The organism is Maribacter litopenaei, assembly GCF_025244665.1.
GTDB classification, from domain to species: Bacteria; Bacteroidota; Bacteroidia; order Flavobacteriales; family Flavobacteriaceae; genus Maribacter; species Maribacter litopenaei.
On the sequence record NZ_CP104205.1, the window covers coordinates 856404 to 873095 of the forward strand.

13 protein-coding genes and 3 pseudogenes are annotated in these 16692 nt (G+C 39.6%); 3 read left to right on the forward strand and 13 right to left on the reverse strand.

Annotated features, from left to right (window positions below):
- The first annotated feature begins 149 nt into the window (after positions 1-149).
- Positions 150-3114, forward strand: a pseudogene (gene secDF, locus NYZ99_RS04485) (protein translocase subunit SecDF).
- 57 nt (positions 3115-3171) lie between these two features.
- On the opposite strand, the gene NYZ99_RS04490 reads toward secDF, so the two are convergent.
- The 7 genes and pseudogenes from NYZ99_RS04490 to exaC form a co-directional block, all read right to left on the reverse strand.
- Positions 3172-4398, reverse strand: coding sequence for an ATP-binding cassette domain-containing protein (locus NYZ99_RS04490; protein WP_260573877.1), 1227 nt, complete (start codon positions 4396-4398; stop codon positions 3172-3174).
- Between the two features lie 57 nt (positions 4399-4455).
- The gene (locus NYZ99_RS04495) at positions 4456-4917 is read right to left on the reverse strand and encodes a GNAT family N-acetyltransferase (RefSeq protein WP_260573882.1); all 462 of its coding nucleotides are present in this window, start codon (positions 4915-4917) and stop codon (positions 4456-4458) included.
- Positions 4918-4920: 3 nt separating this feature from the next.
- A complete protein-coding gene (locus tag NYZ99_RS04500; protein WP_260573889.1) occupies positions 4921-5412 on the reverse strand; it encodes a DUF192 domain-containing protein in 492 nt (163 codons plus the stop codon).
- Positions 5413-5425: 13 nt separating this feature from the next.
- Positions 5426-6388: pseudogene (lgt, locus tag NYZ99_RS04505) on the reverse strand (prolipoprotein diacylglyceryl transferase).
- A gap of 88 nt (positions 6389-6476) precedes the next feature.
- On the reverse strand, positions 6477-6740 hold the full coding sequence (gene yidD, locus NYZ99_RS04510) for a membrane protein insertion efficiency factor YidD (protein WP_260573890.1): 264 nt from the start codon (positions 6738-6740) through the stop codon (positions 6477-6479).
- A gap of 69 nt (positions 6741-6809) precedes the next feature.
- Entirely contained in the window at positions 6810-7184 is a 375-nt protein-coding gene (locus NYZ99_RS04515) for a DUF779 domain-containing protein (RefSeq protein WP_260573891.1), read from the reverse strand.
- Between the two features lie 10 nt (positions 7185-7194).
- A pseudogene (gene exaC / locus NYZ99_RS04520) lies at positions 7195-8717 on the reverse strand (acetaldehyde dehydrogenase ExaC).
- A gap of 205 nt (positions 8718-8922) precedes the next feature.
- Between exaC and NYZ99_RS04525 the strand changes: the two are divergent.
- Positions 8923-9846: an AraC family transcriptional regulator gene (locus NYZ99_RS04525; RefSeq protein WP_260573893.1), complete on the forward strand. Its 924-nt coding sequence runs from the start codon at positions 8923-8925 to the stop codon at positions 9844-9846.
- Positions 9847-9852: 6 nt separating this feature from the next.
- Here the strand turns inward: NYZ99_RS04525 and cysS are convergent, their stop codons facing one another.
- Both cysS and folE read right to left on the reverse strand, forming a co-directional pair.
- Positions 9853-11331, reverse strand: a complete 1479-nt coding sequence (gene cysS / locus NYZ99_RS04530) for a cysteine--tRNA ligase (RefSeq protein ID WP_260573903.1) — start codon at positions 11329-11331, stop codon at positions 9853-9855.
- A 15-nt stretch (positions 11332-11346) separates the two neighbouring features.
- Complete coding sequence (gene folE, locus NYZ99_RS04535; RefSeq protein ID WP_260573905.1) at positions 11347-12027, reverse strand: GTP cyclohydrolase I FolE; 681 nt, start codon at positions 12025-12027, stop codon at positions 11347-11349.
- A gap of 236 nt (positions 12028-12263) precedes the next feature.
- Here folE and NYZ99_RS04540 point away from each other — a divergent pair, with 236 nt between their 5' ends.
- Complete coding sequence (locus NYZ99_RS04540; RefSeq protein WP_260573906.1) at positions 12264-13727, forward strand: T9SS type B sorting domain-containing protein; 1464 nt, start codon at positions 12264-12266, stop codon at positions 13725-13727.
- A 27-nt stretch (positions 13728-13754) separates the two neighbouring features.
- Here the strand turns inward: NYZ99_RS04540 and NYZ99_RS04545 are convergent, their stop codons facing one another.
- From NYZ99_RS04545 to NYZ99_RS04560, 4 genes are all read right to left on the reverse strand, one after another.
- On the reverse strand, positions 13755-14903 hold the full coding sequence (locus NYZ99_RS04545; RefSeq protein WP_260573908.1) for an OmpP1/FadL family transporter: 1149 nt from the start codon (positions 14901-14903) through the stop codon (positions 13755-13757).
- 146 nt (positions 14904-15049) lie between these two features.
- Complete coding sequence (locus NYZ99_RS04550; protein ID WP_260573909.1) at positions 15050-15283, reverse strand: UPF0164 family protein; 234 nt, start codon at positions 15281-15283, stop codon at positions 15050-15052.
- A gap of 12 nt (positions 15284-15295) precedes the next feature.
- Entirely contained in the window at positions 15296-15538 is a 243-nt protein-coding gene (locus tag NYZ99_RS04555) for a hypothetical protein (RefSeq protein ID WP_260573911.1), read from the reverse strand.
- Complete coding sequence (locus NYZ99_RS04560) at positions 15453-16592, reverse strand: hypothetical protein (protein WP_260573917.1); 1140 nt, start codon at positions 16590-16592, stop codon at positions 15453-15455. Before NYZ99_RS04560 ends, NYZ99_RS04555 begins: the two co-directional genes overlap by 86 nt.
- Between the last annotated feature and the right edge of the window lie 100 nt (positions 16593-16692).

Below are 16692 nucleotides of genomic sequence, written 5' to 3' on the forward strand. Positions count from 1 at the left end.
GTCAGGGCAGGACCTTACTTGGTATAGGAAAGGCATATTTCCAAATGAAAATATTATTCTAAAGGCATCATTACTTTTTCATAAGGTAATCTGTCTTGTTTCTAAATCACGTTTAATCATAATCGACATAATTTAAATTAACTGTTAAAATGCAAAATAAAGGACTTATAAAGCTTTTTGCTTTATTATTTGGGTTGGTTAGTATCTATCAACTATCCTACACGTTTATCACCAATAAGGTGGAGAAGGAGGCAGAGGTATTTGCCGCGAGTCGTATTTCTGAGGCGGAAGACGACTATATTTCCAAGAGGGAAGTCTTGGAAGCCAGTTATTTGGACTCTATTGGGAACAATACCATTTTAGGATATACCAACTACGACGAGGCCAAAAAGAAAGAGCTTAACAAAGGACTTGACCTTAAAGGGGGAATCAACGTTACGCTTCAGATTTCCGTGAAGGACATATTGAAAGGGTTGGCGAACAATACCAAGAACCCTGTTTTTAATAAGGCTTTGGCCGATGCAGACGCTGCATCAAAAAATAGTGATGATACCTATTTGAACTTGTTTTTTGAGGCTTTTGACGAAATCAAAGGAGAGACCAAATTGGCGAATCCTTCTATTTTTGCGAACAAAGGTCTAAGTGATGAAATCAACTTTCAAATGTCAGACGATGAGGTAAAACCCATTATCAGAAGAAAAATAGACGAATCTGTAGTTTCTGCATTCGAGGTATTGCGTGAGCGTATCGATGGCTTTGGTGTTACACAGCCAAACATTCAACGAGAAGGAAATTCAGGTAGGATTTTAGTGGAATTGCCAGGTGCTAGGGATATCAACCGTGCTCAGGATTTGTTATCCAGTACTGCACAATTGGAGTTTTGGGAAACCTATAAACAAAGCAACACTTCATTTAGTACTTTTCTGATTCAGGCGAATGAGAAATTAAAGGAAATTGTGGACGTGGACAAACCGGAACCGGTAAAGGAAGAGTCGGAATTGGATTCTTTATTATCCGATGTTGCAGCAGATTCTTTGGATTTGGCCACTCAAGTAAATCCGCTTTATGAGTTATTGATTCCTGCAAACCCTGGAACCCATGCCATGTTCAGGGCGGCAATTAAAGATACGGCTACCATTGGTTCCTACTTTAGAATGCCGAGAAATTAGAAGGTTGTTGCCATCTGATATTCAATTCGTGAAATTCGTTTGGGAAAGACCTTCAACGGAAGATACGGAAGTAATCGATTTGTATGCCCTAAAGTCGAATCGAGAAGGAACTCCAAGAATTAGCGGTGACGTGGTAAGCGATGCCCGTGCTGATTTTGACCAATTCAGCAAGCCTGCAGTTTCCATGACCATGAACACCAAGGGAGCCAAGGAATGGGAACAATTGACCGGTGACGCCTATAACAATCAAACCGGGATTGCCATTGTTTTGGATAATAAAGTGTATACCGCTCCTGGTGTTTCCAGTGATTCAATTTCAGGTGGTCGTTCTGAAATCACGGGTAACTTTACTGTAAACGAAACTAAGGATATCGCCAATGTATTAAGGGCTGGTAAATTACCGGCATCCGCTGAAATTATTCAATCTGAAATTGTTGGTCCATCATTGGGTCAGGAAGCGATTGATAGTGGTTTTATGTCTTTCTTGATCGCCATGGCAATCGTATTACTTTGGATGATTGCCTACTATGGAAAAGCAGGTGCTTTTGCCGATGTAGCGTTGTTGTTAAACATACTATTGATTTTTGGTGTTCTTACTAGTTTGAATGCGGTATTGACGTTGCCCGGTATCGCTGGTATCGTGTTGACGATAGGTATGTCCGTGGATGCCAACGTGCTTATTTTTGAAAGGATAAAAGAGGAATTGGCAAAAGGCAAAGGAAAGGGTCTTGCTGTTTCCGACGGTTTTGGAAACGCTTTATCCTCAATTTTGGATGCCAATATTACCACAGGTCTTACGGCAATCATCTTATTTGTATTTGGTTCGGGTCCAATTAAAGGATTTGCCACTACCTTATTGATTGGTATTCTTACTTCATTGTTTACAGCCATTTTCATTACCCGCTTGTTGATCGATTGGTACATAAGCGGAAAGAACAGAAGTTTGGACTTTTCGACTAGTTTTACAAAAGGCTTGTTCCAGAACCTTTCCATCGATTTCTTGGTAAAAAGAAAGATTTCGTATGTGTTGTCAGGTATTTTGGTATTGGTAGGATTAGCTTCCTTGTTCTTTGGTCCCGGATTGCAGCAAGGTGTGGATTTCGTGGGAGGACGTTCCTATACGGTACGATTTGAGCAACCTGTTAATCCTTCTGAAATTGCATCAGAACTGAATGATGTTTTTGGTAGTGGAACCAATGTGAAGACGTATGGTGAAGCCAATCAAATTAAAATCACGACTCCTTACAAAGTAGACGTTGAAGGGATTGAGGTGGATACGGAGATTCAGGATAAGTTGTATACCTCTTTACAAAAGTATCTACCGGATGGTACTTCCAAGGAGTCCTTTGCCATTGGTAGTGAAGGAAAGTCCATAGGTATTTTACAATCTGTAAAAGTAGGTCCTACCATTGCGGATGACATTAAGAACAATGCCTTCTTGGCAATTTTGGGATCGCTAGCCGTTGTTTTCCTATATATCTTAATACGCTTCCGTAGATGGCAATTCTCGCTTGGAGCGGTTGTTGCCGTATTCCATGATGTATTGATTGTACTGGGAGTATTCTCAATTTTCGGTAAGATAATGCCTTTTAACATGGAAATCGACCAGGCATTCATTGCGGCCATTCTTACGGTAATTGGGTATTCTTTGAACGATACCGTGGTAGTGTTTGACCGAATTCGTGAAATCATCTCGGAGAGAGGCTGGAAAGGTGGTGAGAATATCAATTCAGCTATCAACAGCACCCTTGGAAGAACATTGAATACTTCACTAACAACATTAGTGGTGTTATTGGCCATCTTTATTTTTGGAGGTGAATCTCTGAGAGGATTTATGTTTGCAATGATTGTGGGTGTGGTAGTTGGTACCTATTCCTCGGTTTTTATTGCAACTCCAGTGATGTTCGATGCATTGAGCAAGAAAATTACAAAGAGTCTGAAATAAGACTTAGAATTAATTAACTCTAGAAAAGCCGCTATACATATAGTGGCTTTTACTTTTTTAAGAAACGTGAATATTACCGATGGAGCCTTTTTTGGATGGTTTTAGTTCAAGAATTTTTCTTGGGTTCAAACCCGGCTCTTTTCTGTGGCTCACAAATACGATGGCGGTATGTGTTTCTTCCGCTATTTTATTGACCAAATTTACAAGCATCTTGGCGGAGGTATCGTCCATGCCACTGGTAGGTTCGTCCAGTATTAATAATGGCGGATGTTTTACCATAGCTCGTACGGTCATTACCAAACGTTGATCTCCTAAGGACAGCTCATTGAATTGTACGTCTCTTTTGATCCACAAATGAATAAGTATCAACCAATCCTTAATAATTCTCTTTTGGGATTCGGTTGGTTTCACATAAAGCCCAATGGAATCCAATAACCCGGAAATGAGCATATTTTCGACAGAATGCCTACCGCGGAACTTATCGGTCATGGCGGGGGAGAAGTACCCTATTTTTTGTTTGATGTCCCAAACACTTTCGCGAGAACCTTTCTTATTTCCAAAAAGATAAATTTCTTGACCATAGGCTTTTGGGTTATCCCCGGTTATCATGGAAAGTATGGTCGTCTTCCCAGTTCCGTTATTTCCGATTAGCTGCCAAAACTCTCCTTGTGTAACTTCCCAATGAATATCATTTAGTATATGTTTTTCTCCATAAGAGATGGTAACGTTCTTAAATAAAATCAATTGATCCTGCTCAAATTCTATGGGTTCAATGGGTGGAGGAATTTTACCCTGTAGTTGTGAAAATTTTTCTACAGTATTGAAAGCCTCTTTATTAACTGGATATAACTCGGAGTCTCGTGCTTCGGCAAAATTATGTATGATAGGTAACATATCCGATTTTCTACTTGCCAATTGTATAAGCAAGGTTTTATCCGCCTGTGTCAACAGGAGCTGCTTTAAAACCTTTTGAAACGAAATATCTAGATTGTCAAAAGGATTGTCCAAAATAATATAGTCCGGCTGTTGATCGAGGATATAAAACAACAACGCCTTTTTCTGCTCCCCGCTGGACATGGTCTTTAAGGCCTGGCCTTCATTGGATAAATACTTGGTACCATGTTTTTCTTCTTCTTCCATGAACATCTTCAAAGCTAGTTGGGAAAACAGCCTACCGTTCTTACCACTTAAGTTTAGGACATTGGGATAGGCATTCCCCTCAAGCTTTCGAACAAGCTCTTTTTTATTGGTTTTGTTATCTGTGAAAATTCCCCAATGTTTCATGCTATCGGTCTATTCTAAAGATAAATACAGGGTTGTTCTTATACTCCGTTCTTTTTTCTATGTGCATGCCATTTTTATGGCCACCTTTTTAGAAGGTTCATTATCAATATGGATTATAGAAACAAGATGATCGGCCCATCCATTTTTAAAAGCTGTTTCCTTACATCTTTGGGCGGCTTCAGAAGCATAGCCTTGTCCCTGTAATTTTGGAAGTATAGAATATCCTATTTCCAGCTCTTCTTGGAGATCTACAATTTGGACTAACAAACCACACAAACCAATAAGTTCATTGGTGATTTTATCTACTAAGGCGAACATCCCTCCAAGACCTTCTTCATAGCGCTCAAAAACACGTTCAAATTGCTCAGCACAAGCTTTAAAAGGGTCCTTGGGAAGCCCCGACCAATATAGTGAAGATTTAGGTTCTTTATGGAAAGGTAGCCAATCCTCGAAATCATCCATTGTTAATTTTCTAAACAATAGCCTTTCGGTTTCCACACCTTCCATGGAATAAATCATGGGTTATATTCTTTCGAATGAGACGGTATCACCTATTTCGAGGGACCAAGAATCGGACAATCCTGCATTTAATTCCAGTACATATTTCACAGGAACTTTTGAAGAAAGACCGTCCTCCTTAAAAGGTTTAGCGTTTTTTTGAATGCTGGCAATTTTTAGATTCTCATCTATGAAGACAATATCCAAAGGGAACTCCGTGTTCTTCATGTAAAACGAATGCATGGCAACATCGGGAAAAATGAACAACATGCCTTGATTTGTTTCCATGCCTTTACGATACATTAATCCGGTTTGGGTTTCGTAATCCGTTTCGGCAATTTCAATGTCCAATGATGATATTAGAGAATCGGTTTCCTGTTTATAGATATGCAACGAGCCCTCCTTAGTAAAGGTAACAGGTGTTGTTCGAATAACTTTCTTTGTCTCTTCTTTGCATGAGGATAATCCTATGAAGAAAATGACTGTTATAACAAATAGGTATCTGTAAATTTTCATTAACCAAGCCAGTTTAATTTGTTTTGACAGGTCTGAGCATAAAATACAGGCCTAACAGAATAAATGGAATGCTCAACCATTGTCCGGTGGACAATATACCAAGGGACTCTTCAAAACCACCTTGGCTTTTCTTTACAAATTCCACAAAGAAACGTACGATTCATAATAAGATCAAAAACAAGCCGAACAAGTATCCCGGTTTGTTCTTTTTATCCGTTTTCCAATAGAGGTAATACAATAGTATAAACACAAAAATATAGCAAACCCCTTCGTAAAGCTGTGCAGGATGTCGATAAGGTATTTCTGCTAAATATTGGGAAAATTGTGGATTGTTTTCAATGGCATCATATGCGGCATTCAAACTTCTCTCTTTGGTTACGCCTAATGCTTTGGAGGGATGTAGGTCATCAGAATCCCGTATAAATTTGGTCGCAAAAATGAAGGATTTATCAACTGTTTTTCCATTGATTTCAGAATTAAAAAAATTTCCTAAACGCACACAGAATGCTCCAATTGCCACGGGAATAGTTAGTCTATCAAAAATCCATAACATGCTGAAACCCTTATGCTTTTTTGTAAATAAATAGGTGGCAACAATGATACCGATAGTCGCTCCGTGACTGGCAAGTCCTGTAAAGCCGGTAAATTCATACCCATCGATAAGGCCAAAAAGAAGACTGCCCGTGTCACTCTCCCTTACTGGCAAAAGGATTTCCAATAAATGGTTTTTATAATAGGGCCAATCGTAAAAGAAGACATGTCCCAATCTTGCCCCTAGCATGGTACCTAAAACGGTATATACAAATAGGGAGTCCAATTGCTCCACTGATTTTTTCTCATTGATAAATATCTTTTTCATAAGATACCAACCAATGGCAAATGCAATGATCCAAAGCAAGTTGTAATATTTTATTTGGATGGATTCAATATTAAAGAGTGTCTCGTTGGGATTCCAAATAATACCTAAGAAGTACATGAGAAATGTTTTTTGAAGGGCTAAGATACACAAATAGGCGCTATTACATCTTACAAAATAACCCTTGATATCGGTAATTCACACAATTTTAGGGTACAGGGTCATAGCCTTTTCCTCCCCAAGGATTGCAACTGAATATTCTTTTGATAGATAACCAACCTCCCTTAAAAAGACCATGTTTTTTTAAGGCTTCAAGGGTATATTGAGAACACGTTGGAGAATATCGACAAGTTGCTGGAGTGTAGGGGGAAATAGCAACTTGGTAAAAACGGACCAAGAGGACAAAAGGTGCTATTATTATTTTTTTGAAGGTAAGATTCAATGTTCCATTATAATGGACAAAGTTACACATTAAATCAGGTAGTAAATTAAAAAGGCCTGTAGAATACAGGCCTTCATTTAAAACAACATAACAACTAAATTACTCACCCACACGGACAGGCTCCAAGTTTTTGGCCTCTTCCGGTGAATAGAGTCTCGATTTTATGACAAAACGTATTCCCATAGGTATTTCCAAGGAAAAGCTGGCCCCTCTTCCAGGGGTTACGTCGACAGTAAGCTGGGTATGTTTCCAATATTCAAATTGGTCTTTGGAAATATAAAATTCACATCCTTCAATGGTACCCAACCAAATATCATTTTCGTCGATCATCAGTTCCCCCTTCGGAAAGCACATGGGGGAGGAGCCATCACAACAGCCCCCACTTTGGTGAAACATTAGTTCACCGTGCTTTTCCCTGAGCTCCTGAATTACTTGAGCGGCTTTTTCACTTACCAATACCCTTTTGGTTTCCATTTTATTTTTGTTAAAAGAATCCCATCGGCTTCTTATCGTAAGAGATAAGCATGTTCTTAGTTTGTCTATAATGGGATAGCATCATTTTATGGTTTTCCCTGCCAATTCCGGATTTTTTATAACCTCCAAATGGGGCATGAGCTGGATATAGGTGATAACAGTTTACCCAAACCCTACCGGCTTTGATAGCTCGCGAGATGGTGTAGGCTTGATGGGTGTCTCGAGTCCAAACCCCTGCACCTAAACCATATAAGGTGTCGTTAGCGATTTCAATGGCTTCGGCCTCGTCCTTAAAAGTAGTAACGCAAACTACGGGATCAAAGATCTCTTCCTGAAATACTCTCATCTTATTATTTCCTTTAAGTACTGTGGGTTGAATATAAAATCCACCTTCAAGTCCTTCGTTATAGGCTTGTTCACCTCCGGTCAACACTTCACAACCTTCTTCTTTACCTATTTGTATATAGTTTAGGATTTTTTCAAATTGGTCACTGGAGGCCTGTGCTCCCATCATGGTATTGGGATCTAAAGGATGGCCCATCTTTATGGCTTTGGTTCTTTCGATTACACGTTCCATAAAGGCATCGAAAATGCTTTCCTGGACAAGCATTCGTGAAGGACACGTACAAACTTCCCCTTGATTTAGGGCAAACATATTCGCACCCTCGATACACTTGTCAAAGAATTCATCGTCCGCATCCATGATATTCTCAAAGAATATATTGGGGGATTTACCACCTAACTCCAAGGTTACGGGGGTAATATTTTTTGATGCATATTGCATAATCAACTGTCCCGTTGTGGTTTCCCCGGTAAATGCCACTTTATTGATTCGGGACTCGAAGCCAACGGTTTTCCTGCTTCTGCTCCAAAACCATTCACAACATTAAGAACCCCAGCTGGTAAGATATCCTCTATTAGCTCAACAAGTATCAAAATGCCTACTGGAGTTTGTTCAGCTGGTTTTAATACTACGCAATTACCAGCTGCCAAAGCCGGTGCTAATTTCCAAACAGCCATCAGAATAGGAAAGTTCCAAGGTATTATTTGACCTACCACTCCTAAAGGCTCGGTGACGTTCAGAGCTACCGTATTACTGTCCAACTCGCTTACGGAACCCTCTTCGGCCCGAATAACGCCAGCAAAATATCTAAAATGATCAATGGCCAGCGGTAAATCTGCAGCCCTGGTTTCACGTATGGCCTTACCATTGTCCCAGGTCTCCGCTCTTGCCAAGACTTCGAGATTTTTCTCCATCACATCAGCTATTTTTAAAAGCATATTGCTACGCTCCGTTGCTGAGGAAGTGTTCCAACTTGGTGCCGCATCCCATGCCGCATCGATAGCTTTGTCAATATCCTCAGCCGTGGATCTAGGAATTTTGGTAAAGGACTTTCCATCAACTGGAGAGGTATTTTCAAAGTATTCCCCTTTTACGGGAGAAGTCCATTTTCCACCAATAAAATTCTCATATTGATTTTTGAATGTCGGTTTTTGTAGCACGTCCTGCGCTACAGTTGCTGTATTGCTCATATCCTAAATGTTTTAAAAATTAAAAATCCGTTAAATGCTTTTCGAATCTTGATTATAGATTCCATTAAAATTACATTAGACAAAATGTAATTGTCTGAAGGATTCTATGAATAACATGAACAATCCTATCATAATTTATCATTATGATTTTTTTAAGGGTTAATTTTTGTAAATTCAGTAATGATTGTTTGATAAATATTAAGGAATGTTAAAGTTGCACGATAAATTTTTGGAAGGTAGAAGATTGGAAACCATGGTTGAGAACCAAACTTCCTACACATTGAAAAATGCAGCTATGCATGTTTTTGAAACCCATGAACAAGCCGAGAAAGTTCTTTTAGAATTTAATCAGCCTGTTTTGGCCAGTATGATAGAAGGTAAAAAAGTAATGCACCTACGGGATTATGAGTCTTTTGATTTTTTACCGGGTGAATCCTTGGTGCTTCCGGCCAATGAAACCATGTGTATAGACTTTCCGGAGGCAAAGTCCAAGAATCCAACTCGTTGTCCGGCCATGGCCATTTCAGAAGAGAAAATAAAAAGCGTACTTCAGTTTATGAATGAAAGTATGACCAAGGACGATGAGAAGGAGTGGGGTTTAATGGATTATAATTTTCATTTTGTCAACGATCAAGGGATTTTTCAAATTCTACAAAGACTTTTGTTTCTATTTTCAGAAAATCATCCTTCCAAAGATTTCTTTGTAGATAACATGTTACGGGAACTCATCATAAGGATATTGCAGACCAACGAACGAAAAATCTATACCAATTCGCAGATTGCCATAAATAGCAATAACCGACTTTCCTATGTCATTAGATACATACGTGAGCATCTGCATGAGCCACTGAATGTGGATGATTTAAGCAAAAAGGCCTATATGAGTCCATCACACTTTTACAGGGTTTTTAAAAACGAATTAGGAATTTCACCAATTGAATTCATCAATAACGAGCGAATAAAATTAGCTACCGGATTATTGCAAAATCCCAAGTTGAACATTAAAGATGTTTATATGCAATGTGGATTCGAGAGCAGGTCTTACTTCAACCGGGTATTTAAGCATAGACAGCAACTGTCTCCCGGCGAATATCAGACTAAAGTCAAAAACATCAAGTATAAAGTGTAGCCCAGATTATAGACTATAGGTAGTTCCTTCCTTACCGTCTTTTAATTGAATACCCAGGTTAGATAATTGGTCCCGTATTTTATCGGAAGTTGCAAAATCCTTGTTTTCCCTTGCCTCCTTTCTAAGCTGAATCAACAACTCTACAACACCGCTTAATTTTTCAGAATCCGCATTTGAACTTTGTTTGTCCTCAAGTCCCAGTATGTCAAAAATAAAATTGTGCATTGTTTCTTGTAGCAACTCCTTGTCTTCTTGAGTAAGCGTTTCCGATCCTTCTTTAATTAGATTGATGTGCTTGACGGCGTCGAATAATCTTGCAATGAGAATAGGGGTGTTGAAGTCGTCATTCATGGCATCATAACAGCCCTGTCTCCAATCAACAATGTTAAAATCTGACTTGCTTCCCGTGGGTAATGATTTTATGGAGTTGATGGAATCCATCAATTTATTGAAACCCTTTTCTGACGCTAACAAGGCATCATTGCTTATATCCAATATGCTTGCGTAGTGGGCCTGCATCATGAAAAAACGTATCATCGAAGGGGAAAAAGGCTTGCTTAGAATATCGTTCTCGCCTGAAAAAATTTCCCCAGGAAGAATACTGTTTCCTGTGGATTTTGCCATTTTTTTTCCATTCAAGGTTAGCATATTGGCATGCATCCAATACTTTACCGGAGACTTTCCATTACTGGCTTCTGCCTGTGCGATTTCACATTCATGATGCGGAAATTTTAAATCCATTCCACCTCCATGAATATCAAAGGTTTCCCCAAGATATTTGGTGCTCATGGCGGTACATTCCAAATGCCATCCAGGAAATCCGTCCCCCCAAGGGGAAGGCCATCTCATAATATGTTCGGGTTCCGCTTTTTTCCAAAGTGCGAAATCCTGAGGGCTTTTTTTGTCGTCTTGAGCCGTAAGTTCGCGTGTATTGGCGATCATATCCTCCAATTTTCGACCGCTTAACTTTCCATATTCATTCGATTCGTTGAATTTTACAACATCAAAATAGACGGATCCATTTACCTCATAGGCATATCCTTTTTCAAGGATATCTTTAATAATTTCAATTTGTTCAATAATATGACCTGTTGCCGTTGGTTCTATACTTGGAGGAAGAAAATTGAATTTTTCCAAAATATTATGGAAGTCTACGGTATATCGTTGAACCACTTCCATAGGCTCCAATTGTTCCAACCGCGCCTTCTTTGCAATTTTATCCTCGCCATCCTCTGCATCATCTACCAAGTGTCCGGCATCTGTGATGTTACGCACATAGCGTACTATATAGCCTAAATGACGGAAATATCTAAAAATCATATCGAATGACATGAAGGTCCTGCAATTTCCAAGATGCACGTTGCTATATACCGTAGGGCCACAAACGTACATCCCAATATGCCCCTCATTTATGGGAGTGAAAGTTTCTTTTTTACCTGTAAGTGAATTATGAACTTTTATTGTTTGTTCTTGGTACAATTGCATTTTTTAAGGAAGGAATTAAAATTGCGTATCCATATTAATATATTCCGGAAACTCGTTGCGGATCGCCTCTTCCTTGAATTTGCCACCATATTCAGCGGTTACCGTACTACTTTCAATATCGCGAATGCCACGGGAGTTTACGCAAAGATGTTTGGCATCTATAACACATGCCACATCTTCTGTTCCTAAAACTTTTTGCAATTCCCTTACTATTTGGATATTAAGTCTTTCTTGTACCTGAGGTCTTTTGGCGTAATAATCTACGATGCGGTTCATTTTTGAAAGTCCAACCACTGAACCATTTGATATATAGGCAACATGAGCCCTTCCAACAATAGGCAACAAATGATGTTCACAGGTAGAGTAAAGAGTAATGTTTTTTTCAACTAACATTTCCCCATATTTATACTTGTTCTCAAAAGTGGAAGAATTTGGTTTTCTATCAGGATGCAAGCCTCCAAAAATCTCCTTCACGAACATTTTGGCAACCCTATTTGGAGTGCCTTTAAGGCTATCGTCCTCCAAATCCATTCCCAAAGTGAGCAATATTTCACGAACGCTTCCTTTGATTCTTTCAATTTTTTCGTCATCACTTAGGATGAAGGCATCCTTGCGCAACGGGGTTTCTTCCGATGAGGAAATGTGGTCATCCCCCAATTGTTCAAAATGCTCCTCCAATGTACCCTCTGTTTTCATGTAAAACGAACTTTAACAAGACGCAAAGATATACATTATATAACACTTTATGTCATTTGATAGACGTTACATAGCATAAAACGGTGTTAAGGTCAACAAACTATTTTTTTTATTTTCGGGACTTGTTTTTAGAGCCTTTGACTACCGTTTATCGATTAACTGCCTAAAAAATCCGTCAAAAAATACTAAACCTTTTATAACCTAGTTATTATATACGTTATATATTACTAGCCCCTTTGAAATATGCGAACACTTCTGTTTGTAACCTGCTCTTTGCTCTTTTTTTGTATGGATGGCAATGCGCAGAACTCCCGGACTGTAGAACAGCTATTCCTGTTTGTGCCGATGCCCCAATAATGGGATTGGCAGATGGAGGTGGCGATATAGATGATTTTGACCCCGAGGTGGTTCGGCAAACTGGTTGTTTGGAAAAAGGTAGTGTTAGTTCTGCCAATATTGAGAACAATACATCCTGGTTTGTTTTTAGGGCCGGTACCGGTGGTCAGGTAGGATTTGATATAGAAGCTCTTCCCACTGGTGGAAATTCTACCCCTACAGCAGAATGGGACTTTGCGGTTTACGATCCTTATGACCAATTAAGTGGTCAAAATTTTTGCTCGATTATTGGTGATGGAACTTCAGAACCCATTAGGTGTAATTACGAGGTGAACAATACCAATTTTACCGGTATTGGTGTTAATCCTGAAACTGGACAGGAAGGAGCTCCCTTTTTAGTGGGAAGTCAAAACACATATGATGAATGGTTGGATGTACAGCCAGGGGAAATCTATTATATTCTTATAAATAATTTCAATACTAATTTTGATGGGAATCCTGAACCTTTTATGCTAACCTTTACTGGTAATTCGGTAAATGAAAATCAAAATACCGCCTTGGATTGCACCCTTAGGGACGAGTTTTTAGGTTTGGACATAACAGCTTGTGAAGGTGATCCGGATATTGTGTTAAGTGCATTAAACTCTCCAGCTGGTTCCGATATTGCCAGTGTGGAATGGACAGTGGATTATGAAGACGATGGTATTATAGACGGTACTTTGGCTGGCTCCGATCCTTTTGGGGCAGAATTGATAGTGACCAGTCCAAACTCCGGACGTTACTTTGCTTCCATAACCACAGCCTCAGGTACTCCACCAACAGTGGCCGATGTCGGGGGGATATTAATAACATTTTATGGCATTCCCATTTTGGATAGGGTAGAGGTATTGGATACCAATTTGTCAATTGATCCAGATGCAAATAATGTGGAGATATTTGTTGATGGGGATGGGGATTACGAATATGCAATCAATAATGGCGCCTTTCAGGATGATCCTATATTCTTGGATATCCCACCAGGAATAAACACGGTAATCATCAATGATAAAAATGGTTGCGGGACTACAGAACCTGTTGAGTTTTTGGTAGTAGGCTACCCTAAGTTTTTTACGCCCAATGGAGATTCCATCAACGATGAATGGAATATAAAAGGTATAGAGACACTAACCAATCCTATTGTATTTATTTTCGATAGATACGGAAAGCTCTTAAAACAGTTGGGAGCTGTGGATGGATGGGATGGCACTTATAATGGCAGGCCAATGCCATCGACCGATTATTGGTTTCGATTTGAGTACCAAGAAGACGATGAAGGAGTGGTTGTGGCCAAAACAAGGCAATCGCATTTTACGTTAAAGAGATGAAAAAAGGACCGAGTAACTCGGTCCTTTTTATTTTATCCTTGTAGGTTGTCTTAAAAATTTAAGGTGTAACTCAAAGTGGCGTTGGTATTTGTTCTCGTTATCATAGCCGGGGTAGCCGAGACCAGTATCAAAGAGTTTTTCGTTCATGTCCTGTTCAGTTCTACTAAGCGCAAAATCCAATCTACTACCGCCAAAATTTAACCCGATACCTGTTGAGAAACCATTAAGATCATCGATGGTATTTCCATTGGCGTAAGGGCTTTGCTCAAATCTATATCCCCCTCTAAGACTTACCATGCCCAGTCTATATTCACCACCAAGTCTAAAAGTGGAAACGCCACCCAATTCATTGGTAATTTGATTGTTTATAGTTTGAAAACTACCGTCATTTTCAGGTCTCAACTCAGACTGGGAGAAATCTTGATACCCGTAATCAAAACTTAACAATCCATTTTTTCCAAAAACCAGGGCCAAACTTCCATTTAATTTTGCTGGTGTCTTAACGGTATAGGTGTCAAATAAGTTTACAATATTGAAATCTATAAAATTGATGTCGTCATCAGCCAGATCTGAATTAATTCTTTGGGAGAAATCATCCGTTAATCTATACCATGTAGGGGATTGATAACTTCCACCCAAACGTACATAATCATTTAATTTTGCAATAGCTCCCAAACTAAAGGAAAACCCATTTCCCTCGGTATGCAAAAGATTGTCAAAGGTCGTACTTTGTATTGGAGAGTCGGCGTCATAGCCATTTTCGGTAAACTCCGAATACTGATCGTAAAGAACATTATGAAAATTTAAGGAAGCTCCTATATATAGATTGTCCCTAAACTGGCTTGCAGCGTTAACCGTAAACTTGCTGTTATATCCTGTGGTGGTTTTTAAAAATTCCTGGTTCACGGACGAATATCCGGTATTGCTAATGTAATTAGTGGTAGCATCATCTTGATTTTCTGGATCTAAAATACCACCGTAATAACCTAGAAAAGCCTGTTGGTCACGAAAACCTTGAACCGCGCCAATATCAAGATAGGCATCTTCAATAAATTCATCCTCCTGAATAAGAATGGAACCAAATGGCACTCCTTGGGCAAAATTCAAAAAGTAATTATCTATTCCTTGATTGCTATTTCCGGAGATATAGATTTCGTTTTCAAAACTTTTGACCATATCATAATTAAATGCTAAGGCGAATTTTTTCCAATCGGAATTGTCATCCGTATTATTAAAGACAAATGCACCTCCTATTTGGTTTAAATCAATATCGTTTAGGTTCGTATTATTGGAAGTTCCAAAATAACGTGTATCGTTGTCCTTTATAAAGTGAGACCCGAAAGCGTCAAAAGACTATTGTTGAATACAGCGGAACCGGCAGGATTGATATTTAAGGCCGACATATCACCGCCCAGTGCGCCAAAAGCGCCTCCCATTGCTTGGAATCTTGCCGTACCCAATAGGTCTTCCTGACCATATCTAAGGACATCATTTATGTTCTGCGAACTACCAATTAGGCATAGGAATAATGTTATGAAAGTGAATATTCTTTTCATCGTTGCAATTTTTTAAATATTGAATTGATTAGTTGCTACGCCCACCGGATGACCTACCACCTCCGGATGACCTGCCGCCACCGGATGATCTACCGCCTCCCGAAGACCTTGAGGAACTACCTCCGAACTTCTGTAACTACCACCGGAACTACTTCTGCCGGAGCTATAATTACCACCGCGAACTACTTCTGCCCGAGCTATAACTTCTACCGGAACTGTAGCCCCTACTTGTTCCCATGCTTCTAGATGTTCCATAGGAAGAACTACTTCGGCCGGTACTGGACCCTCTATACGTAGATGTTCTAGGTGTTACGGCCCTACTTGTCCTTCCGGACATACCACTTCTGTTATAAGTGGATGATGACCTTGTGGTACCATTGTAGTATCCGTTTCTTCTTGTATTGCTATAATATCTAGGGGTAGACCTAGTACTTCTGCTAGTCCTGTAAGCCCTGTTTTGGTCTACGCTAACAGTTCTTCTACTTAAAGAGCTACTTCTTGTATTGGAAGAACTCCTTGCGGAAACTGCCCTAGAATCTGAAGTTCTGTACCTAGGGGAAGTGCCCCTGGTATTTACATTGGATCTACCTCTTAAAGCAGTCGTACCAGTATTGTTGGGATTATAATAACCTCTTCTTGATCTATTGTGGGAATAAGCATAATTATTTCTACCAAAATTTCTATTATAATAACCATAGCCGTAGCCATAAGGGTAACCGTAATAGCCTCCCCAGCCCCAATTACCGGCCCAGCCCCAACGATTCCATCGGTTCCATCTCCAAGGATTGTTCCAGCCCCAGCCGTAGTAACCACCCCAGCCCCAATTGTTCCAACCCCAGTTGTTCCAGCCATAGCCATAGTATCCGCCCCATCCCCAGTTGTTCCAACCCCAATTACCGGCCCATCCTGTGAAGGGATAATTATATCCCCATCCGTTACTGTATACATTGACTACTACATTTTGAGCGTTGTCTCCCCATCCACCATAACCTTGGTAGTCATTAGGGTTATCGTAATAATCTGTTAATTGGTCTTGTGGGATGCTATCGTTTAAACTGGAACTTGAATAGGAATCTACATCCGTGAAAATTTCACTATCCAATATTTGATCGTATTGATCTGCTTTCTGTCCGAAGTAGTCTGTGAAGGTATCTGACTCCTCTGAACGGGTCGTAGGATTGTATTGCCTATCAGGTCTACGTTCAACGGTTCTAGGGGCATCATCGGCATAGATTCCGTCATTGTCGTAATAAGAGGCTTGCTGGTATGAACCACAGGAAGCCACTAGTATTGCCAGTGAAGCAACCATCAGTCCGTATAAATATTTGGTGTGGGATGTGGAATATATCATCGTTCTAAAATTATATTGTTGAACATACTAAAAATAACTAGTTTTACCGGATTATTTT

Coding starts and splice junctions, on each gene's coding strand:
- NYZ99_RS04490 (WP_260573877.1), bottom strand. CDS start 4,398: ATGAAACATTGGGGAATTTTCACAGATAACAAAACCAATAAAAAAGAG.
- NYZ99_RS04495 (WP_260573882.1), bottom strand. CDS start 4,917: ATGATTTATTCCATGGAAGGTGTGGAAACCGAAAGGCTATTGTTTAGA.
- NYZ99_RS04500 (WP_260573889.1), bottom strand. CDS start 5,412: ATGAAAATTTACAGATACCTATTTGTTATAACAGTCATTTTCTTCATA.
- yidD (WP_260573890.1), bottom strand. CDS start 6,740: ATGTGTAACTTTGTCCATTATAATGGAACATTGAATCTTACCTTCAAA.
- NYZ99_RS04515 (WP_260573891.1), bottom strand. CDS start 7,184: ATGGAAACCAAAAGGGTATTGGTAAGTGAAAAAGCCGCTCAAGTAATT.
- NYZ99_RS04525 (WP_260573893.1), top strand. CDS start 8,923: ATGTTAAAGTTGCACGATAAATTTTTGGAAGGTAGAAGATTGGAAACC.
- cysS (WP_260573903.1), bottom strand. CDS start 11,331: ATGCAATTGTACCAAGAACAAACAATAAAAGTTCATAATTCACTTACA.
- folE (WP_260573905.1), bottom strand. CDS start 12,027: ATGAAAACAGAGGGTACATTGGAGGAGCATTTTGAACAATTGGGGGAT.
- NYZ99_RS04545 (WP_260573908.1), bottom strand. CDS start 14,903: ATGGTCAAAAGTTTTGAAAACGAAATCTATATCTCCGGAAATAGCAAT.
- NYZ99_RS04550 (WP_260573909.1), bottom strand. CDS start 15,283: ATGAAAAGAATATTCACTTTCATAACATTATTCCTATGCCTAATTGGT.
- NYZ99_RS04555 (WP_260573911.1), bottom strand. CDS start 15,538: ATGGAACATCTAGAAGCATGGGAACAAGTAGGGGCTACAGTTCCGGTA.
- NYZ99_RS04560 (WP_260573917.1), bottom strand. CDS start 16,592: ATGGTTGCTTCACTGGCAATACTAGTGGCTTCCTGTGGTTCATACCAG.